This is a genomic window from Halovivax asiaticus JCM 14624 (genome assembly GCF_000337515.1).
GTDB lineage: Archaea > Halobacteriota > Halobacteria > Halobacteriales > Natrialbaceae > Halovivax > Halovivax asiaticus.
Genome location: NZ_AOIQ01000023.1, coordinates 75,659 through 96,120, shown reverse-complemented (window position 1 = coordinate 96,120; position 20,462 = coordinate 75,659). Strand labels below are relative to the sequence as shown.

Annotated in this window: 20 protein-coding genes; 13 read left to right on the top strand and 7 right to left on the bottom strand. The window is 64.0% G+C overall.

The window, feature by feature from the left end:
- Nucleotides 1-27 precede the first annotated feature (27 nt).
- Nucleotides 28-846 carry a transcriptional regulator TbsP gene (tbsP, locus tag C479_RS15415; protein ID WP_007704665.1) on the bottom strand — a complete coding sequence of 273 codons (819 nt, stop codon included), beginning with the start codon at nucleotides 844-846 and terminating at the stop codon, nucleotides 28-30.
- A 514-nt stretch (nucleotides 847-1,360) separates the two neighbouring features.
- Nucleotides 1,361-3,610: a hypothetical protein gene (locus tag C479_RS15410; protein ID WP_007704664.1), complete on the bottom strand. Its 2,250-nt coding sequence runs from the start codon at nucleotides 3,608-3,610 to the stop codon at nucleotides 1,361-1,363.
- Between the two features lie 152 nt (nucleotides 3,611-3,762).
- Between C479_RS15410 and glyA the strand changes: the two genes are divergently transcribed.
- Nucleotides 3,763-5,010: a serine hydroxymethyltransferase gene (gene glyA, locus C479_RS15405; protein ID WP_007704662.1), complete on the top strand. Its 1,248-nt coding sequence runs from the start codon at nucleotides 3,763-3,765 to the stop codon at nucleotides 5,008-5,010.
- Nucleotides 5,011-5,068: 58 nt separating this feature from the next.
- Here glyA and C479_RS15400 read toward each other — a convergent pair whose 3' ends face one another.
- Nucleotides 5,069-5,518: a hypothetical protein gene (locus C479_RS15400; RefSeq protein WP_007704660.1), complete on the bottom strand. Its 450-nt coding sequence runs from the start codon at nucleotides 5,516-5,518 to the stop codon at nucleotides 5,069-5,071.
- 156 nt (nucleotides 5,519-5,674) lie between these two features.
- Here C479_RS15400 and folD point away from each other — a divergent pair, with 156 nt between their 5' ends.
- A complete protein-coding gene (gene folD, locus C479_RS15395) occupies nucleotides 5,675-6,568 on the top strand; it encodes a bifunctional methylenetetrahydrofolate dehydrogenase/methenyltetrahydrofolate cyclohydrolase FolD (RefSeq protein WP_007704658.1) in 894 nt (297 codons plus the stop codon).
- A 162-nt stretch (nucleotides 6,569-6,730) separates the two neighbouring features.
- Nucleotides 6,731-7,348 (top strand): VOC family protein, encoded by a 618-nt coding sequence (locus C479_RS15390; protein ID WP_007704656.1) that lies wholly within the window; start codon nucleotides 6,731-6,733, stop codon nucleotides 7,346-7,348.
- Between the two features lie 14 nt (nucleotides 7,349-7,362).
- Here the strand turns inward: C479_RS15390 and C479_RS15385 are convergent, their stop codons facing one another.
- Nucleotides 7,363-8,085, bottom strand: coding sequence for a DUF7117 family protein (locus tag C479_RS15385; protein WP_007704654.1), 723 nt, complete (start codon nucleotides 8,083-8,085; stop codon nucleotides 7,363-7,365).
- Between the two features lie 110 nt (nucleotides 8,086-8,195).
- On the opposite strand from C479_RS15385, the gene C479_RS17145 reads away from it, so the two are divergent.
- The 4 genes from C479_RS17145 (at nucleotide 8,196) to C479_RS15370 (ending at nucleotide 11,364) form a co-directional block, all read left to right on the top strand.
- Entirely contained in the window at nucleotides 8,196-8,654 is a 459-nt protein-coding gene (locus tag C479_RS17145; protein WP_049907438.1) for a DUF7528 family protein, read from the top strand.
- A gap of 93 nt (nucleotides 8,655-8,747) precedes the next feature.
- Nucleotides 8,748-8,894, top strand: coding sequence for a hypothetical protein (locus C479_RS16610; protein WP_007704650.1), 147 nt, complete (start codon nucleotides 8,748-8,750; stop codon nucleotides 8,892-8,894).
- 666 nt (nucleotides 8,895-9,560) lie between these two features.
- A complete protein-coding gene (locus C479_RS15375; protein WP_007704648.1) occupies nucleotides 9,561-9,851 on the top strand; it encodes a PadR family transcriptional regulator in 291 nt (96 codons plus the stop codon).
- A gap of 145 nt (nucleotides 9,852-9,996) precedes the next feature.
- The gene (locus C479_RS15370) at nucleotides 9,997-11,364 is read left to right on the top strand and encodes an aminotransferase class III-fold pyridoxal phosphate-dependent enzyme (RefSeq protein WP_007704642.1); all 1,368 of its coding nucleotides are present in this window, start codon (nucleotides 9,997-9,999) and stop codon (nucleotides 11,362-11,364) included.
- A 104-nt stretch (nucleotides 11,365-11,468) separates the two neighbouring features.
- On the opposite strand, the gene C479_RS15365 is transcribed toward C479_RS15370, so the two are convergent.
- Complete coding sequence (locus C479_RS15365; protein WP_007704641.1) at nucleotides 11,469-11,792, bottom strand: hypothetical protein; 324 nt, start codon at nucleotides 11,790-11,792, stop codon at nucleotides 11,469-11,471.
- 88 nt (nucleotides 11,793-11,880) lie between these two features.
- Between C479_RS15365 and C479_RS15360 the strand changes: the two genes are divergently transcribed.
- Nucleotides 11,881-12,858, top strand: coding sequence for an A/G-specific adenine glycosylase (locus C479_RS15360; RefSeq protein ID WP_007704640.1), 978 nt, complete (start codon nucleotides 11,881-11,883; stop codon nucleotides 12,856-12,858).
- Between the two features lie 42 nt (nucleotides 12,859-12,900).
- Here the strand turns inward: C479_RS15360 and C479_RS15355 are convergent, their stop codons facing one another.
- Nucleotides 12,901-13,557 carry a hypothetical protein gene (locus C479_RS15355; protein WP_007704639.1) on the bottom strand — a complete coding sequence of 219 codons (657 nt, stop codon included), beginning with the start codon at nucleotides 13,555-13,557 and terminating at the stop codon, nucleotides 12,901-12,903.
- A gap of 266 nt (nucleotides 13,558-13,823) precedes the next feature.
- Between C479_RS15355 and C479_RS15350 the strand changes: the two genes are divergently transcribed.
- From C479_RS15350 to C479_RS15335, 4 genes are all read left to right on the top strand, one after another.
- Entirely contained in the window at nucleotides 13,824-14,423 is a 600-nt protein-coding gene (locus C479_RS15350) for a hypothetical protein (RefSeq protein WP_007704638.1), read from the top strand.
- A gap of 262 nt (nucleotides 14,424-14,685) precedes the next feature.
- On the top strand, nucleotides 14,686-15,744 hold the full coding sequence (locus C479_RS15345) for a DNA-methyltransferase (protein ID WP_007704637.1): 1,059 nt from the start codon (nucleotides 14,686-14,688) through the stop codon (nucleotides 15,742-15,744).
- 164 nt (nucleotides 15,745-15,908) lie between these two features.
- On the top strand, nucleotides 15,909-16,640 hold the full coding sequence (locus C479_RS15340; RefSeq protein ID WP_007704636.1) for a GNAT family N-acetyltransferase: 732 nt from the start codon (nucleotides 15,909-15,911) through the stop codon (nucleotides 16,638-16,640).
- Between the two features lie 99 nt (nucleotides 16,641-16,739).
- Nucleotides 16,740-17,918, top strand: coding sequence for a redox-regulated ATPase YchF (locus C479_RS15335; RefSeq protein WP_007704634.1), 1,179 nt, complete (start codon nucleotides 16,740-16,742; stop codon nucleotides 17,916-17,918).
- A 92-nt stretch (nucleotides 17,919-18,010) separates the two neighbouring features.
- Here C479_RS15335 and C479_RS15330 read toward each other — a convergent pair whose 3' ends face one another.
- Entirely contained in the window at nucleotides 18,011-18,625 is a 615-nt protein-coding gene (locus C479_RS15330; protein WP_007704632.1) for a class I SAM-dependent methyltransferase, read from the bottom strand.
- A 122-nt stretch (nucleotides 18,626-18,747) separates the two neighbouring features.
- On the opposite strand from C479_RS15330, the gene C479_RS15325 reads away from it, so the two are divergent.
- Nucleotides 18,748-20,436, top strand: coding sequence for a thiamine pyrophosphate-binding protein (locus C479_RS15325; RefSeq protein ID WP_007704630.1), 1,689 nt, complete (start codon nucleotides 18,748-18,750; stop codon nucleotides 20,434-20,436).
- Nucleotides 20,437-20,462 lie beyond the last annotated feature (26 nt).

Below are 20,462 nucleotides of genomic sequence, written 5' to 3'. Positions count from 1 at the left end.
CGATTCGTGGGGTGCCTGCGTTCGGTTTTACGTGAGCATGCTCTGGGCGACCGTCGCCAGTTGCCCGTTGTCGGCTTCGGCGAGACGATCGTCGCCGATCTTGAGACGCAGGCGTGGGCGACCGACGTCGATCGGAACCTTCTCCGTGTCGATGAGGCCCATGTCCTCGAGTTTCGTCTTCGTGCGACTGAACGTCGCCTTCGAAGCGATGCCGACGTCCTCGCCCCACTTGCTGATGTCGTAGAGCAGCGCTTCGTTTCGCGCCGCGACGAGCAGCGAGATCGTCACTTCGTCGAGTCCGTCGCCGTCGCCGCGGGCCGTCTCGAGCGAGTCGAGGATCGAACTGAAGTCTTCCTCGGCCTCGGGACTGATCTCGTCCGAAAGCGTCTCTCGGACGCGCGTGATCGGCGGCGTCCGGAGATTGAAGTCTTCGGCGTCGTCCCAGCGGTCGGCGTAGGTATCGGTCGTCGCCGCGACGAACTCGTCGTCGTTCGAGACGAGCCCACCGACGCGGTCGGCGGCGTGGACGATCGCGATGACGGCGTCTTCTGTCACGAGAAGCGAATTTTCAGGTGCCTCCTCGAGCGTTCGGAGCGCGAGGGCGTCCTCGTCGATGAGGTCTGCCGCGTTACTCGCGACGATGAAGTCGTCCATCACGTCTTTCAGCGTGCGCTCGTCGGCGAGCATGTGGACCATCGGGAGTTCACCGTCGTACTCGGTAGCGACCGAGACGAAGTCCTCGATCGCATCCCACGACGGGTTGACCATGTAGACGTCACCACTAGTTTCTGACAGGACCGTTTCGACGATATCGTCAATCTGGCGATTCAGTAAATTCGAATCCATGCCTATTGAGAAGTAAGCGGCCCGTGAGTACTTAATTTTGATGGCCCCTCTCAGGCGGTAAGTTTCACTCGAGCCCCAATGTAACGGCCACGACCGTTGAATTCTATGATAGCATCTGGAATCAGAGGTAGAAATTAGATGGTAGACCGACTGCATCGACCAACGACCCGCGTTCTCGACACCGATCAAAAACTCGTACTATAACGACACAGACACTTTCAGGTATCTTTAAATAACTAACGGCCAAACAGCCGAATCCCTATGGGTGGCACTCACAGTCCTTGCCACGAACGGCGAATTGCGTCCCCGACGACCGCGTTCACCGCTGAACGCGGAGACCGACTCCGGCCACTACCCCGGCTGTCCCGGTGGCTGACGGACGGCATCCTCGATTCACTGTTAGCCGTTTCAACGAAACGCGTCAGTTCTTACGGCGGCCCGTAACGCCCTCCGCAACCTGAAGGCCGGGTAGCCGCCTCCCTCCAGACCCTCCGGACTCACAACAGTCGTCGACTTACGCGGACCGGTCGTCGGTCGAGAGCCGTCGAGCCAGTCGCTGTGACCAGTATAAGTCTCCGTCGTAAATCACGGGCGCGGCCGATTCCGCGAGAAACGTCGCGACCGTCGACCGATCGAGGATGAAATCGGTCTGATTCCCACAGAGCGACGCGTACTCGTTGTCGTCGATGTGCGGAACGTAGTACGAGCCGGTCACGTGCGTCGCGTAGCACTCGAGGGTGACGTGGTACTGGCCATCGGCGAGCGATTCGAGCGTGATCGTCGTCGGCGTCCGATGCTCTCCCTGCGTGAGGGTGTGCGTGCCGTCGCCGACGACCGCGTAATCTTTTCCCATCATGATCCGCCGTCGTGCGAGGGCGAGCGCTCGTTCGATACTGAAGCCGTTGACGAGCAGTTTGGCGAACATCGAGCCAACCTTCACGGCGTGTTCGTTCAGCACCTGCCTGAACGTGACCGCTCCGGCAACGCTGCCACGTTCGATGAGGGTTCGCCCCTCGTAATACGACCCACAGGCGTTTAGGAAGAACGTCTCGACCGAACACCGGTCCAGGCTCGCCGCCGAAAAGTATCCGTCCGAACAACGGAGTCCATCGTCTTCACAATGGCCGATATAGTGGACGAAGTCCGTCGACGATTCGAAAATATCTGTCAGCGTCGACACCGTACAACCCTCCCGGACGGAGACATCGATCGCGAGATCTTCGGATCGATCGCGGTAGATATCGGCGACGTCGGCGTGTTCTCCCTCCATAGAGGGATCGTTCAGGACGACGCAAATACTCGTTCGTTCCGCCGGTTCGTCGAGGTACTCGAGACGATTGTAGTACGCTTCCGGTGCCGATTTGAAGACGTCGATCGGAACGCCGTCGGCGAGCCAACCGTGGACGCTTCCCGTCCGTAACTCGGGTTTGACGATATCGACCGAGGCGACCTCGCCCACCCCCGACCGGGTCTGGCCACTGCCCATCCTTGCCGTGTCGAACTCCCGTCTCTCGCCACTAGCAAACCGCGCCGTGCCAGTATCCGACTTCACCACATCAGCCTCCGACTGCGGCGTGTCCTCCTCCGTCTTCATCATTCCCGCATCCGACAGCGGTGTGTCAGCCTCAGACCGCCCGGCGCTCGGGCCGCGATAAAAATCGTCGAGCGACCGTTCGACCAGTTCCGTCCCTTCGAGTTCGGTGGTCCGTGGCTGATAGCATAGACTCATACGATCCAACAGAAACGGCAAGACGTCCAGCAGTTCGGGATCTGGGTCGACGTACATCGCCAGATGCCACTCCGGCAGGCGATGCTCGATCGCCTCGTAAGGCACGCGGAGATACGCCGCGAGTCGTTCTGCAGGCGAGGCATCGTACAGCTCCGTCGCGTCGAGGTCCAGGACGTCGAGTAGTCGGGCCTCGGTGAGGAGCGTACCGTACGGGCCGGCGTTGCGAACGAGACAATCGAGGAAGAACACCTTTCGGAGCAAGCGCTCCACCTCGCGTTCGAAGGCGGGAAACGGTGAAAACGACGCCTCGATCCCCGCATCGGGAATCCGTAACAGCGGCTGGTCGATCGGGGCCGTCTCGACCGTCGCCTGGAGGTAGTACGCCAACGGTGCGACGACGAACAGCCACTCGTAGGCCGGCGGAACGCGAATCTCGATTCCCGTCTTCGTTCGGCGAGAGCGGATCTGATCTGGAATCTCGAGTTCGCTGCCGATCGAGAGTAACGGCGGGTGACCGCGAAGCGTCGGATAGGACCGATCCGGACTCGCGGTCTTGAGCGAGGTGGACAGATGCGAAAGCGCCGTTGCGAGGGCGTCAGGCGATTCGGGAACGGTGATCGTCCCGATCGGAAACTCCTGCCGGCTCCGGAAACCCAGGAGGACGCGCCGGCGGTCCGGAAACGAGATGACGACCGACTCGAAGTCGTCGGTTCGGCCGATTCGCACTCGACCGGTCGCTCTGACGTAGGTCTTGATCTCCGTGTCGACGTCGATCACGTACTCACCGGCGGGGAGCGACAGCGCCTCACCGGTCGGATCCAGTTCGTGCTGTGTCCCCGTTCCGAGCGACCGGGCGTAGACGACGGCGTGCGGGAAGCGAAGCTCCGTCGCCGTACCCGAGAGTACCTCGTCCACCGGGCGAGAGATATCCGCATCGGATCGCGCGACGTCAAGCAGGTCCCCGGAGACGAGGAGTTCGGTCCGATCAGAGTCCACTACCCGAAGGTGGTCACCACCCACCTCCCACTCGATCATTCGGCTAAGCGAATGCGAACGAAGCTAATTAGTTGTATCGGACGGTGTTCACACAGATAACACGTTCAGCAGGACGCACGTGGGGTGCTCACACCGGTCCGCTCGATGACGAGAGAGGTACACTTATGGCCTGGCCGGGCCGCCTATCGCGTATGGACCACGAGGCTGTCCGGGCCGTCGATCCGGCCGTGGCGGACGCACTGGAGGCAGAAGTCGAACGCCAGCGGAACTCGCTGCAGATGATCGCCAGCGAGAACCACGTCAGCGAGGCGGTACTCGGCGCGCAGGGAAGCGCCCTGACGAACAAGTACGCCGAAGGCTACCCGGGGGCTCGCTACTACGGTGGCTGTGAACACGCAGACACCGTCGAGAATCTCGCGATCGAGCGGGCGAAAGAACTCTTCGGCGCCGAGCACGTCAACGTCCAGCCCCACTCAGGGACGCAGGCCAACCAGGCGGTCTACTACGCCATGTTGGACCCCGGCGACAAGATCCTCTCGCTCGATCTGAATCACGGCGGGCACCTGAGTCACGGTCACCCGGCGAACTTCACCGGCCAGCTCTACGAGGTCGAACAGTACGAGGTCGATCCGGAGACGGGCTACATCGATTACGACGGCCTCGCCGAGCAGGCCGAGGCGTTCGAGCCCGACATCATCGTCTCGGGGTACTCCGCGTACCCGCGCGAGGTCGAGTGGGAGGAGATTCAGGCCGTCGCCGACGAGGTCGGCGCACTGCATCTGGCCGACATCGCCCACATCACGGGCCTCGTCGCCGCAGGCGTCCACGACTCGCCCGTCGGCGTCGCCGACTTCGTCACCGGCAGCACCCACAAGACGATCCGCGCCGGTCGCGGCGGGATCGTCATGACCGACGAGGCGTACGCCGACGACATCGATTCGGCGGTCTTCCCCGGCGGCCAGGGCGGTCCGCTCATGCACAACGTTGCGGGCAAGGCGGTCGGGTTCGGCGAGGCGCTCGAACCCGCGTTCTCCGAGTACGCCGAACAGACGGTCGCGAACGCGAAAGCACTCGGGGAGACGCTCGTCGACCACGGCTTCTCACTCGTCTCGGACGGCACCGACAACCACCTCGTCCTCGTCGACTTGCGAGACTCCCACCCCGACACCTCCGGTGGCGACGCCGAGGACGCACTGGAAGCCGCGGACATCGTCCTCAACGCCAACACGGTCCCCGGCGAGACGCGCAGCCCGTTCGATCCGAGCGGGATCCGCGCCGGGACGCCGGCGCTGACGACGCGTGGCTTCGACGAAGACGACGTCCGACTCGTCGGTGAGATGATCGCGCGCGTCGTCGATGCGCCCGAAGACGATTCCGTCCGCGAATCTGTCCGTGAAGACGTCGCCGCACTCTGTGACGCCAATCCGCTGTACGAGTAAGCGTCGAGCGGTGGATTTTTGCCGGCAGTGTACGTCGCAAGTCGAAGCCTGCCCTCGTTCACTCGGTCTCCGCTGCTGTGTCGCCGTTAGCAGGATCTGCCGCCTGATCGGAGTGTCCCGTCTCTGTCGTTCCCAGCGGACCGAGCACGTCGAGGAGACGATCTGTCGTCTGGCGAATGTCTACGGCCGCATCGTCATCGACCGAGACGAGGTAGCCCGTAGTCTCCGTCGTGGCGACATTGATCTCCGTCGCGCCGTCGAACACCCGGTAGGTACACAGGAGTTCGTCGTGAACGAACAGGGATTCCTGGGTCGGTCGGTTCATCGCCTCTAGGCGGAGCGTGCGGAACACCCGACCGAAATCACCCTCGTCGTACAGGGACGCGACGTCGTCGCGCATGTACCGGACGTCCAGTCCGTCCTCGTCGTAGGCGGTGACGCTGCGCAACGACTCCCCGAATCGATCGGCAGCGAGTTCGTACAGCACGTCCACACGCTGGTCGGCCATACAACCGCATAGAACCGGATCACCGTAAACATACACCACAACTGGCGTTCGACTCTCGGTACGACGGCCCCCGATCCAGTAGGCTGGGTTGCAGATTCACGAACCCGCCGGGAACAAAGCCGAGGCTTCTTTACGGTCGCCTGCGGCGGTTCCAGTATGGCCGAACACATCGACGGGAACGCGGTCGCCGCGGAGATCCGGAGCGAGCTGGAAGGCGCGATCGAGACGCTGGCCGACGCGGGCGCTCGCCCGGGACTTGCAACGGTGTTGATGGGAGACGATCCCGCGAGCCAGACCTACGTGAACATGAAGCAACGCGACTGCGAGGAGGTCGGCATCGAGGGCCACCACATCGACGTCGACGGCGACGCCGATCCCGAGACGCTCTACGAGACGATCGACTCGCTGAACGCCGACGACGACGTTCACGGCTACCTCGTACAGGATCCCGTTCCGGACCACGTCGACTATCGCGAAGTGATCCGCCGGATCGCCCCCGAGAAGGACGTCGACGGCTTTCACCCTGAGAACGTCGGCCGACTCGTTGCCGGCGACACCCGATTCCGGCCCTGTACGCCCCACGGTGTCCAGAAGTTGCTCGAGGCGTCCGACGTCGAAACCGAGGGTGCGGACGTGACGATCGTCGGCCGATCGCGCATCGTGGGCAAACCGCTCGCCAACCTCCTCGTACAGAAGGCCGACGACGGCAACGCGACCGTGACGGTCTGTCATTCGCGGACCGAGGACCTTGCGGCGAAGACACGCCAGGCCGACATCCTCGTGGCGGCCGTCGGCGTCCCCAACATGATCGACGAATCGATGGTGAGCGAGGGAACCGTCGTGATCGACGTCGGGATCAACCGCGTGGACGCAGACACCGAGAAGGGCTACGAACTGGTGGGCGACGTCGACTTCGATGCCGTCGAACCGAAGGCGAGCAAGATCACGCCCGTTCCCGGCGGCGTCGGGCCGATGACGCGCGCGATGTTGCTCTACAACACCGTCAAGGCCGCCAGCATTCAGGAAGGCGTCGAGGTCGACCTGCCCTAGATCGTCCACGTTCGCCCGAACAACCGGCCGGACTGAGTCCTCGTTCTTCGCCCGACCAACCATTCGGACAGCTGCTTCGGTCTGTGGATCGGAAGCACGTTTCGCCACCCGGACACTGCCGCGAGACACAGCTATTTCCCGTCGAAGAGCCACTAGTCACCCATGAGCGACGAATCCATTCCCGTGAGCGCGGACCGACCTGACAGCCCGATGCAGACTACCGGGACCGACCACGTCACCATCTGGGGGTCGAACGCCGAGGACACGATCGCGTTCTACCGCGACGTACTCGGGATGCGCCTCGTGCTTCGCCAGCCGAACCTCGACGACCCCTCACAGACCCACCTGTTCTTCGACACCGGCGATGGGCGAATCGTCACCTTCTTCGTCGGCGACCGGCCGTCGAACCCGAACCCCCAGCGCGGCGGCGTGGGCTCCGTCCACCACCTCGCCTTTCGCTTCGCCCCGGACCGGTTCGAGGAGGTCATGGAAGCCCTCGACGAGGAGGGGCGGGGCTACAACGTCTTCGATCGGGGTATCTTCCAGTCGCTATACACGCACGACCAGGACGGGCTCGTGATCGAACTCACGACGGACAAGTACGACATCCCCGACGAGGAGCGCGCGGAGGTCCTCGCGACGACCCAGCGCATTCGTGAGGAAGACGGCGCCGAGTACGCGAAAGACGAGCACATGCGGGCGGCACTCGACGAACTCGGGATCGACGCCGAGGCCCACGACCTGCCCGATGCGGCGAGCGGCGTCGGCGGGATCGACTGAGCGAAAAGGGAGATTCAGTCGCGGTAATCCAGAGAGTCTAGCTGGGCGACGATCTCGACTTCGTCAGTTCCACCATCTCCCCGGAGCGCGTCGCCGAGCGATCGGGTGGCCGACAGGATGGTGCCTGCAGTCTCGGGATCAATGTCGCCGTCAAGCCCGTCGAGTCGCGTCGCGTGGTCGCCCAGCGCTTCGAGCGCTGTCGTCGTCTCCGAGTCGAGCGAGCGGTCGGCCGCCCAGTCGGTGATCGCCCGTCGATAGTCCGTGACAGCACGGGCGACCGCGATTCCTCGGGCCGCTCGGAGCGAGGGCGGCACGTCGGCTGCGGGCGGTCGCGTTCCGTCGTCGGCGTCTCGCAACAGGCTGAGAACGTACAGTTGCTCGTCGTCCCCCAGCGAGCGGTACCCGGCAAGCAGGCCGTGAACGGCTCGCAACTCGAGGGCCGCGACGTAGGTTTCGTCGAGCGGGCGCAGGTCGCCACCGGCGATGAACCCGCGGCGGGCGACGTACGTTCGGCACCGATCCGTCGCGTCCCCGACGACGTCGACGAGCGGCCGATCGTTCACGTCCGCCCGGACGTCGGCGAGGTCGAGCGTGACCGCCGCGTCCGTGTGCTCGCGGCGGTCGCCCGAACCCACACTCCGGAGACTGCCACAGCCGGGACACGAGACCGAGCCCGTCTCGAAGTACGACCAGCGCGTTCCACACTCGGTGCACTCGCGCTCGCCCCGTACCTTCATACGCGACGGTTCACTCGCCAGACGCAAATGCGCATCGACAGTGGCCCGAGGGGAACGCTTACGTGAGTCCGAGGAAAATCCTCACGCGATGACACGGAGTACACACGCTCCTGATCGAGAAATTTGCCGGTGATGGAATCGCCGTTCGACGAACCAGGTCGTCGAGGCTCACCGACGATCGGTCGACGGTTATAGATGTTCGCGTCGCAGGCGCTACGTTCGCACTCTCCGAGTCGACAGCCAGAGCCCTCTACCGGGCGCTCGACGACGCACTGCCGAACGAGCACGAATTCTGCAAAACGATCGGGATCCATCGCGACGATGGCGGATACGTCGTCGAACGCCGCGGCGCGACCTCGAGTGGCCACAGAAAGGTGTTCGACTCGTTCGATGCATTGGGAGACCGTTACGCATCACTCCCGAAGACGATTACTGCCAGTGACCTCGACGGACCGGGACTGTCAGGCAGTCGGCGACACGCCGTTCTCTGGCACCTGATCGAACACCCCGCGTTCGACTGTGAACTCGATCGCAAGCAGCCGCTCACTGCGGTGAAACACAATGGATAGCCCAGCAACGAACCGATGCCACCTGGCCATCGTGGCTCCGACTCGATACAGCGGACAGGTTGAAGGCCACGCACCCGGGACTACCCTGTGTCTATGCGAGACGAATCCGAGATCCGCGACCAGTACGACTGCCTGACCGAAGAACTGGAGAGCGAAGAGATGCGCCACGAAGGCGTCAAGCAGATGTTCACGTACTACAAGCGGGCGCTCGGCTGGGTCCTCGAAGAAGAACACATGTGACGAGAGTAAGACAGTGGCCCCAGCCGAGTGGTCGCTTGCGACGTTTCGACGTCCCCGAACAGGAGCGGGAAATCGATTAGAAGTCTATTGTCAGTAGAACGTGGAAATACCGCGGAGCACGAACCAGCACTCGCCGGTGCATCGAGCTTCACGACGCGTCGAGGTGCTCTTTGTCCGGTCCAGACCCGTCGCACGGAGGTTCCCGACAATGGTCGCCATCTCGAACTGTCCGGACCTGCTGAACGGGTGTCGATACATTTAAGTACGAAGGTACGCTGGATTCAGCTGACGCTTCGCTTGGAGGGCCGAAGCGTCAGCGGGGACCAATTCAGGGCGGCAAGCGCGCTCGCGACCCTTTTCAGGTCGCGAGTGTCGCTTTCCTGTTTCGATACAAGCGTGCGAGCGACAGTTCTCGGTGTGGCGTGATTGGACCGCCGAGCGAGGATTGGTTCGTGTGACCGAAGCCGATGGGACGATTCCAGGCGCGGTGGGGCAGCCGTTCCCGTCGATCAGTACCCGACGTTACAGACGCCAGACGAATGGCAGTGAAAGTTCGAGGGTCCTACGCACTGAACAGCTGCCGCGAGACGAGGAGTTTCGATCATTGGGAACGGTAACTCGGAATATTTATAAAATTCCGAGAATAAGGGTCGGTAGTACTTACCCATGTACGACCTGACTGGATTCCAGCGCGACCTGCTCTACGTCATCGCGGGGAAAGACGAACCGCACGGGCTCGCCATCAAAGAAGAACTCGAAGCCTACTACGAGAAGGAGATCCACCACGGTCGACTGTACCCGAATCTCGACACGCTCGTCGATAAAGGACTCGTCGAGAAAGGGAAACGGGACCGACGGACGAACTTCTATACGCTGACACGTCGCGGCAAACGGGAACTCGATGCCAGAGCGGAGTGGGAGAGTCAGTACGTCGCCCACTCGTCCCCGGTGCAGTAACGGCAAGTCCGTCTCCCCGCCGGTGCAGTAACGGTGATTCCGTCTGGCCACCGGTCACACCACCTTCGCCGCTCCTCGGATCTCAGGCTGTACGGGTCCAAGCGCACAACGAATATTTTTTAGCGTGGTCGCTCCCAGCGGTTACATGGACCGAGATACTGTCGAGCCGTCGGTCGAGACGATGCCCGGCCCACGGGCCGAGAAGTGGGCAGACTACCACCACCAGTTCTCCGCGCCGAGTACGTACGTCTACGACTTCGTCTGGGACACGTCGGCTCCCGCGACGGGGCCGTTCTGTACGGACGTCGACGGGAACGTCCTGCTCGATTTCACCAGTCACGTCGCCGCCGCTCCACTCGGATACAACAACCCGACCCTCCGCGAGAAACTCGACGAATTCGACCTGCCCGACCCGACCAAGATTGCCGGACAGGACTTCTACGTCAGCAGCGACTGGCCGCCGGAAGACAGCGACCAACCCGGCCCGACGGAACTCATGGATCGGCTCACCGACCTGACGAGCCACTACGACATGGACACCGTCTTCCTCTCGAACTCCGGTGCGGAGGCGGTCGAGAACGCCATCAAGATCTGTTACACCCGCGGCGGCCACCGCGGCGTGACGACCGAGGGCGCCTTCCACGGGCGGACCCTGGGCGCGCTCTCACTCAACCGCTCGAAGACGGTCCACCGCAAGGGCTACCCGGAAATTCCGGGCGTCATTTCGATCCCGTACCCGTCGACCGACGAGGCGTACGAACAACGCTGGCAGACCGACGGCCCCGGCGGCAACGTCCTCGCAGACAAGCTCCACCCGAAACGGGGCGTCATCGACGCCGACGAACTCGCCTACGTCATCCTGGAGCCGGTCCAGGGAGAGGGCGGCTACCGACCCGCCCACCCCGAGTTCGCCCGCGATCTGGAGGCACTGCGTGAGCGCTACGATCTCGCCGTCATCGCCGACGAGATCCAGTCGGGCATGGGCCGAACCGGCAAGATGTGGGGTGTCGACCACCTCGATCTCACGCCCGACGTGATCACCAGCGCGAAGGGACTTCGCGTCGGTGCGACGATCTCTCGGTCTGACGTCTTCCCCGAAGAGACCGGCCGCATCTCCTCGACCTGGGGCGCGGGCGACCTGCTCGCGAGCTTCCAGGGGGCGCTCACGATCGACATCATCCAGGAGCAGAACCTCCTCGAGAACGTCCAGGCTCGCGGCCGACAGCTCCGCGAGACGGTCGTCGACGCGAACCTTCCCGGTGTCACGGACGTGCGCGGTCCGGGCCTCATGATCGGCGTCGAGTTCGACGAGAAAGAACGCCGCGAAGCCGTCGTGAAGGCCGCACTCGAACGCGGACTGCTCACGCTCGGCTGTGGTCACCGGACCGTCAGACTCCTCCCGCCGCTCGACGTCACCGAGCGCGAGATCGACATCGCCGTCGACCTGTTCGAAGCGGCCGCCGAAGCCGCCGATCGCAGCGTCTCCACCGCGGCGACCGACGGCGGACAGTAAGGGGAAATCCGATCCAGAATTTTCGTTTGTGTGCTACTGGACGGCGAGGTGTACTCCTATTTTCGAACATCGAGCGTCGCCGTCCGAGTTCGCTATCTTCCGACTCAGAACTGGTAGCGGCGCTCGTCGTCGAGTTGCGGATACTGATCGGCGCCGGTCATCTCGTCGTAGGTCATCCCGGAGAGGTACTCATCGTAGGTGACATCGTAGCCCGACCGGAGGTGGAAGTCGAGGCGACCGGTGTCGACGGTCGTCTGGAACAGTCCGTGGATGGCTCGCCGAACGAGTTCGTCCGTCTCTTCCGGTCCCAACGCGGCCGTCAGGAGAGCGAGTTCCGTTCGGGTCTCGCGATCGAGTTCGACCGGCAGCGACTCGCCGAGGTCGGCGGCGGTGGATTCGATGTCGTCTGTAAGCATCTCGAGGCTCATACACGGGCACTCTATCGCGGCCGGCAAAGGGATTTCGCGATGTGCCCCGACCGTCACCCCTAAACGAGCCACGCACCAACCCCGCTCGATGAGCGACGGAGAGCCGGACGAGACCGCCTACGGGTTGCCAGCGGACGCCGATGCCGTCAGAGAGTCGTTGGTCGCGTGGTACGAAGCCGACCACCGGTCGTTCCCCTGGCGCGAAACCGACGATGCGTACGCGATCCTCGTCTGTGAAGTGATGAGCCAACAGACGCAGCTCGAACGCGTCGTCGACGCCTGGAACGCGTTTCTCGATCGGTGGCCGACCGCCCAGTCGCTCGCGGCGGCCGACCGGGCGGACGTCGTCGGGTTCTGGAGCGATCACAGCCTCGGCTACAACAATCGCGCCCGTTATCTCCACGAAGCTGCGACCCAGATCACCGAGGAGTACGACGGTTCGTTCCCGGAAACGCCGACCGAACTACAAGAACTCATGGGCGTCGGTCCGTACACGGCGAACGCGGTGGCCAGCTTCGCGTTCAACGCGGGTGACGCCGTCGTCGACACGAACGTCAAACGCGTGCTCTACCGGGCGTTCGACGTGCCGGACGACGACGAAGCGTTCGAATCCGTCGCACGTGAACTCATGCCGGCCGGAGCGTCGCGCGTCTGGAACAACGCGATCATGGAACTCGGCGGCGTCGCCTGCGGGAAACGACCCCGATGCGACGAGGCTGGCTGTCCGTGGCGCCAGTGGTGTCACGCCTACCAGACCGGCGACTTCACCGCCCCCGACGTTCCCACGCAACCGAGCTTCGAGGGGAGCCGACGGCAGTTCCGCGGTCGGGTCGTCTCGGTATTGAGCGAGTACGACGAGCTCACACTGGACGAACTCGGCCCGCGCGTCCGCGTCGACTACTCGCCGGGTGGCGAGTACGGCCGCGATTGGCTCCGCGAACTCTGCCTCGACCTCGCCGACGACGAACTCCTCACGATCAGCGACGAACCTGGGTCCAGTGATTCAGCGGAGACAGGAACGACAACATCCAGCGACCAGTCACTGTCCGTCAGCCTCAAGCAGTGAAGACGGTGAGACAGAGAACCGGCTGGTGCCTACGACGTCGCTTCAGGACCGAATCCTCGACAGCAAGCGGTGCGTTCCAACGAACGAACAACACGCCAGGACGGACCCACCGTGAACCAGTGCGTGGAGTTCCACGACGATCGTCCGACCGGCGATCGCGGCGGTCGTCGTGTACGTCGCCGGTTCGGCGAGCCAGCCGATCCCAAGCATAGCCGTCGCCCCAACTGCGAGCGAGAGTGCTGGCGTCAGCGCGAGGACGTGCACCGACAACCGACGGACGGTGAACGGCTCCGTCGGTCTCGCGAGGACGGTGCTGATCGCGAAGTGACAGAGGAGGGCGACGACGAGCCCACCCCCCGCAAGCAAGACACCGACGCGACCACCGAGAGCCTCGGCGGTCAGCAACCAGAAGACCCAGATCGCCGCGTAGAGGGCGGAAACGAAGAGCCACCGCGGATCGGTCGGGTCACAGCGTCGACTCGCCGACGACGCCACGAATCCAGTCCTGAGGACCGCACCGAAGCACAGGACGGCGAGTCCTGCAAGCGCGGTGTAGAGCGTTCGCGGTTCCAGGACCAGGAGGGTGAACCAGCCACCGATCGTCGCCGCGTCGACGACGGCCACCCAGAACGCGGTGGTGAGCCGACCCGTCCGCCGGCCAGTTCGTCGGACGTATTCGGTGCCGCGATGCACGCTCATATCGACTCCAAGGACGCAATACGTATCGTTACTCGATCGATACCGTCTCGAAATCCGATATGAAGTTCTCACACCCGCCGAATCTGACAGTGACCAGTGCTGCGTCGTGACGCCGGCCAGAACACGTTCCACCGTCGCGTCTTCACCGGGTAGGGCCCACCTACGTCGAGGTCAAAACGGGTAACGATGGACTACCACCGGAGAGAATCCATCGCCCGCCTGAAACGCTGCACAAAACTATGTACGGTGGTCGTGAGGGCGCGGGTATGGCCGCCGAACAACGGTTACCGGAGCTGATCGTGAAGGAAGCCATCGGAGCGGGACTCGACTCTCCGATGCGCGAGTCGATACTGGAAGCCGTCGAGGACGCGGAAGGACCCCGAGGCGGAGTCTCGGTCCCCATCGCCGTCGGTGCAGCCGTAGTCGGGACGGCGATCGGGTACGTACTGGGGTCCGCCGATTCGACGACCGTCCCGACCGAAGCCGAGTCGCTTCCGATCGAAACGCCTGACTCGACCGCGGACGAGACCGACGACGATGACACCGAAACAGGCGGGTCACGGCTGGCCAAACTGCTAACGCTCGGTGCCATCGCTGGGGCCGGCGCGTATCTCTGGCGTCGCCGAGGAGGCGACGAGTGGGAACCGATCGACGATCTCGAAGAACCGGTCGAGGACGCCACGGAGGCCGTCGAGACGATCGCCGGTCAATCGGTCGACACAGAGTCGGCCGGCGATCGCATCACGGACGCGGAGTCGACGGACGAGATGGGTGACGACGAGGAAACGGATCACGAGGAGAGTGCCGCAGACAGTGACACGAACGGGGAGTCCGAGACGGACAGCTCAGAGTCCGATTCGTCGTAACGGGGCTGGCGAGTTGGGAGTCGAGCGAATCGAAACGGCGTTTCGTCGGGTGGGTTACGATTCGGTGTCGAACAAATCGGGCCGGCGATTTCACGGCGGATGAACGGCTGCTATCGACCACGTTCCATTTTTGCACAGCAGTAGCAGATGTCAGTTCGACGGTATCGTTCCAACAGATCGAGCCGTCCCACTCTGGCTGGGCTGGTCACTCTTCGCCGTCGTGACGACAGAGATAAGGGACCCTCGCCGACAGATTCGACCGATGGAGACGACCCACCGCGTCGTCGTCGGCGATGCTCGGTCGCTCGCGTCGATCGACGACGAGAGCGTGGAGCTGGTGATCACCTCGCCCCCCTACCCGATGATCGAGATGTGGGACGAGTTGTTCGCCGAATTAGATCCGGCGATCGAGACGGCGCTCGAGGCGGGCGACGGCGACGAAGCGTTTTCGTTGATGCACGATCAGCTGGCTCGCGTCTGGGACGAAGTGGCCCGGGTGCTGGTCGACGGCGGCATCGCCTGCGTCAACGTGGGCGACGCGACGCGATCGATCGGTGACCGATTTCGCGTCTACCAGAATCACGCGCGGGTCGCGACCGACTTCGAATCACGCGGGTTCGACCCGCTCCCCGATGTCCTCTGGCGAAAACCGACCAACAGCGCGGCGAAGTTCATGGGAAGCGGGATGCTGGCCCCGAACGCCTACGTCACGCTCGAACACGAACACGTCCTCATATTCAGAAAAGCCGGCGGCTCCCGGTCGTTCGAACCCGGAGCGAACCGACGGTACGAAGCCGCGTACTTCTGGGAGGAACGGAACCGATGGTTCTCGGACCTCTGGAGCGACGTGACTGGCGAACTCCAGCAACTGGGAGAAGACGGCGCTCGCGACCGATCCGCGGCGTTCCCGTTCGAGATCCCCTATCGACTGTGTTGTATGTACAGCGTCTACGGCGACACCGTCCTCGATCCGTTCTGGGGAACCGGGACGACCTCGCTCGCGGCAATGTGTGCCGGGCGATCGTCGATCGGCGTCGAACTGGACGAGGGACTTGTGTCGGTGTTCGACGAGCGCGTCGGCGAGGTGCAGTCGATGGCGACCGACGTCGGTCGGCGCCGACTCGCACGCCATCGAGACTTCGTCACCAGCCGCCGTGACGAGGGAGACGACCTCTCCTACGAGTCCTCACACTACGACTTCCCGGTGACGACCAGCCAGGAGCGTGACCTGCGACTGTACTCGGTCGAATCTGTCGAGCGCGAACAACTCCCCGCCGGTCGTCGGTACCGACTCGATCACACGCCGCTCGCCGCGGAGTGAGTGTTCGCGAATCTGCACCCGCTCTTCCACGAACGCGTCGTTCCATCGAAACCCCCATCGAACCCGTCGATCACCGCCCACAGCCACAGCCGTGCCGGCCACCGTCGAATCGAGTGTGACTGGCACGGCCAACAGTTAAGTATTGGGATGAGTTATCGAATACCATGTCACTAAACAGCACGCTCGAGTTCGGTCACGACGACCGCCGCGCCATCTACCAGTACGTCGAACGCCACGGGACGGCCACGATGGCGGAGCTAGAGGACGCAGTGTCGGTCGATCCCAGCGGGCTCAGACACCACGTCGCGATCCTGAAACGGGACGGGCACCTCGAGATGGACGACGACCACTACCACGTCGCCCTCGAAGCGGGGGCTGAGGAAGAACACGCGACCGGTGACGTCACGTTCCACATTCGGGCGGCCCGGCAGGAAGACCTCACGGGGATCGTCGGTGCAATTCGACAGGTCGCCACGGAAGGCACGTACATCGAAGCCGAAAGCGTTGCCGACGAAATCGACCACCAAGAGGCCCTGCTCCGGCACAACGAGCTCGAATCGCGGATGTTCTTCGTCGCGACCGTCGGCGACGACGTCGTCGGCTGGGTGCACCTCCACGCACCAGAGCTCGACAAACTGAGCCACACCGCAGAACTCACCGTCGGCGTCATCGAGGACTATCGAGGCCACGGGATCGGATCACAGCTCCTCGCACGCGGACTCGAGTGGGCCGGCGCGAACGGCTACGAGAAGGTCTACAACAGCGCCCCCTCGACGAACGAACGGGCCATCGAGTTCCTCGAAGACTACGGCTGGGAGATCGAGGCAGTCCGCGAGGGACACTACAAGATCGACGGCGAGTACGTCGACGAGGTGATGATGGCCGTCTCACTGTAGGCATCCGGGACACGATCGCGACGGTTCCGGACGGGCGGGTTCACCGACGAGAGGGCGCATACCGAAAGACAATTCTCCGTATTCCGGTAAGTCCCCGACATGCTCTCGATCGCGCTTGCCGGCAAGCCCAACGCCGGCAAGTCGACGTTCTACACGGCGTCGACGATGGCCGACGTGGACGTAGCCAACTACCCGTTCACGACCATCGACGCCAACCGCGGGGTGAGCTACGTCCGCACCGAGTGTCCCTGTCTCGAACGGGACGAACGGTGCAACGCCGATAACTGCAGGGATGGCAAGCGCTACGTTCCGGTCGAGTTGATCGACGTGGCCGGCCTCGTTCCCGGTGCCCACGAAGGGAAAGGCCTCGGCAACCAGTTCCTCGACGCACTGACCAACGCTGACGCCATCGTCAACGTCGTCGACGCCTCCGGCGGCACGAACGAGAAAGGCGAACCCGTCGACGTCGGCTCGCACGATCCCCTCGAGGACATCGACTTCGTCGAGGAGGAGATGGACCTCTGGCTGGCCGGCATCGTCGATCGCAACTGGGAGGGCGTCGAACGCGCCTCGCGCTCGCCCGACTTCGATCTCGACGACGAACTCACCGAGATGCTCTCCGGGTTCGGCGCCGGCCCGACCGAGATCGCGACGATCCTGCGCGACCTGGAGTACCCCGACGACCCGATCCAGTGGGACGACACCCACCGCGAGCGGCTGGCCCGCGAGGTCCGCGCGACGACCAAGCCCATCGTCGTCGCCGCGAACAAGATCGACGTCGCCCCCGACGAGAACGTCGAGCGCCTGCTCGACCTCGACAAACCGGTGATCCCGACGACGGCAGAGGGAGAGCTCGCGCTCAGGCGGGCCGCCGAGAACGACCTCGTGGCGTACGATCCGGGCGACGAGTCCCTCGAGATCGGCGACGACGTGAGCGACGCCCAGCGAGAGGCGCTCGACGACCTCGCCGACACGATGGCCGAGTGGGGCGGCACGGGCGTCCAGACCGCGCTCGATCACGCCGTCTACGACCTGCTCGACCACCTCACGGCTTACCCCGTCGAGGACGCGGCGAAGTGGTCCGACGGCAGTGGCAACGTACTGCCGGACGCGTTCTTGCTCCCACACGGATCGACGCCGGTCGACCTCGCCCACGCGGTCCACTCCGACATCGGCGACGGCTACCTCCACGCCGTGGACGCGCGCTCCTCGCGGGAGATCTCCGACGAGTACGAACTCGAGGAGGGCGACGTGATCAAGATCGTCTCCACGGCCTGAAGGAATTTCGAGGGCGATCTCGAAGGACCAGTCCCTCGCGAGGCAGCCTGGCGCTCAGTCCGAGGAGTATGCCCGCCGGAAGCGGTCGGAGATCAGTTCGGGTTCCGTACGATCAGCGTCTCGGCCGCGTGTCGATGCGGGTTTCCACCCGAGGTATCCTCGAAAACGAACCGTTCGGCGCGGACTGTCTCCCAGTCCTCGTAATATCCCGCCAACTCTCCCCGCTCGTAGAAGTGCTCGTTGTCGGTCCAGTCGGGTGGCGTCGGAATTTCGGGATGGTCGACGAACGCGAACATCGTGTGGATCCCGCCGTCAGTGGTTCGTTCTTTAAATCGATCGAACTGGCGCTCCCGATTCTCCGGGCGGATGTACTGGATCGTCCCGGCCGAGTAGACGACGTCCACCGACTCGGGAAGGGTGGTATCGTTCGCATCGGCCTCGATCGTTTCCAGCGTCACACCGCGTCTCGCAGCGAGTCGCTCGGCCTTCGCCAGCCCGTTCTGAGAAACGTCCATCGCGTACACGTTCCACCCTCGTTCGGCGAAGAACACCGCATCTCGTCCCTCCCCGGCCCCAATATCTATCGCCGTGACTGTCCCCGTCGTGTCCGGAACCGCGTCGACCGTCTCCTCGGCCATCTCGTTCGGTTCGGTCCCCCAGTAGTACTCGTCACGGCCGTAGATTCGCTCCAACTCATCGTACTGCATTTCGTACGGAAAGACAGTCCAACCACTAATGAGATTCGGAGATGCACGGGATAGCCGCCCGTCGTGGCACCGGTGCGACTGCCACACACAATTTGATGTGAATACGCACCAGACGGTAGTCCATGACAGCGACTACCGGCGCCGACCTCTTCGTCGACGCCCTCGAGCGCTACGGCGTCGAGTATGTCTTCGGCAACCCGGGAACGACGGAGTTGCCGATCGTCAACGCGATCGGCGAGAGCGACCTCGAGTACGTTCTCGGACTCCACGAGGACGTCGCGGTCGGGATGGCCGGCGGCTACGCTCAGACGCGACGCTATCATGCACACCACGACCACGACGTCCTGCCCGTCGGCGTCGTCAACCTCCACATCGCGCCGGGGCTCGCACACGGGCTCGGGAACCTCTACGCGGCGAAGATGGTGGGCGCGCCGCTGGTCGTCACGGCCGGCAACCACAGCACGGACTTCCGCCACGAGGAGCCGATCCTCTCGGGCGAACTCGCCTCGATGGCCGACCAGTTCTGCAAGTGGTCCGACGAGGTGTTAGACGTGGACGCGCTACCGACGATGCTCCGACGGGCGTTTCGCGTCGCGCTCGAGCCGCCGACGGGACCCGTCTTCCTCGGCCTCCCGCTCGACGTAACGATGGCCGAAACCGACGCCGAACCGGAGCGACTCGGACGGGTCCCCACCGCGGGTCCCGGCGACCCGGACGCGATCGAGGCCGCGGCGGGCGCGCTGGTCGAGGCGGAGAATCCGATCATCGTCGTCGGGGATCACGTGGCCCGCGCGGGCGCCGACGCCGTCCAAGCCGCAGTCGACCTCGCCGAGGCGTCGGGTGCGCGGGTCCACGGTGAGATCCTCTCCTCCGAGGTGAACTTCCCGACCGAACACCCCCAGTGGATCTCGCACGTCCCGCCGGACGAAGAGTTGGCCTCGACGCTGCTGTCGGCCGAGACGATCCTGTTCGCGGGCTGTTCGACCAACACCACGCTCACCCGCCACGAAGAGCCGCTCGTCCCCGACCACGCGACCTGTCTGCACGTGAGCGACGCCGTCTGGGAGGTCGGCAAGAACCAGCCGGCCGACGTCGCCGTCGTCGGCGATCCGGGGCAGGCGCTCGCGGCCGTCGCCGATCGCGTTGCGGAGCGACTCCCCGACGAGGTTCGCGAGGAACGCCTCGAGTACGTCGACGCCGTCTCCGAGATGGTCGAGGCACAGATGGCGACGATGACGAGCGACGAACGGCCCGACGACCCTCGCGCTTCGAAGGCCCAACTCGTCGACGCGATGGAACGGGTCGCCGGCGACGCGTTCGTCGTCGACGAGGGCGTCACCTCGAAGTACGCGATGCTCACGCGCTGGTCGTTCGAGCCGGAGCAGTACATCTCGAACAAGGGAGGTGGGCTCGGCTACGGCCTCCCGGCCACCGTCGGCGCCGCTCTCGCCGAAGGAGATCGCGACGATCCCCGGGAGGTCGTCGGCTTCGTCGGCGACGGCTCGTACCTCTACTACCCCCACGCGATGTACAGCGCCGCTCGGTACGACCTCGATCTCACCGTCGTCGTCTCGGACAACCGCAACTATCGCATCCTGAAGAACAACACGCTGGACCTCATGGGCGGCGAGGAAGCCGACTACGAGTTCCCCGGGATGGACTTCGATCCGCCGGTCGACCTCGTCGCCAACGCCGAGAGCCACGGCGCGCGTGGGACGCTCGTCGAGACGCCCGAGGAGATCGAACCCGTACTCGAGGACGCGCTCGCTCGCGACGGTCCGGACGTCCTCGACGTGTTCGTCCACGACTGACCGGACCGCCGTCACTCGACTCGATC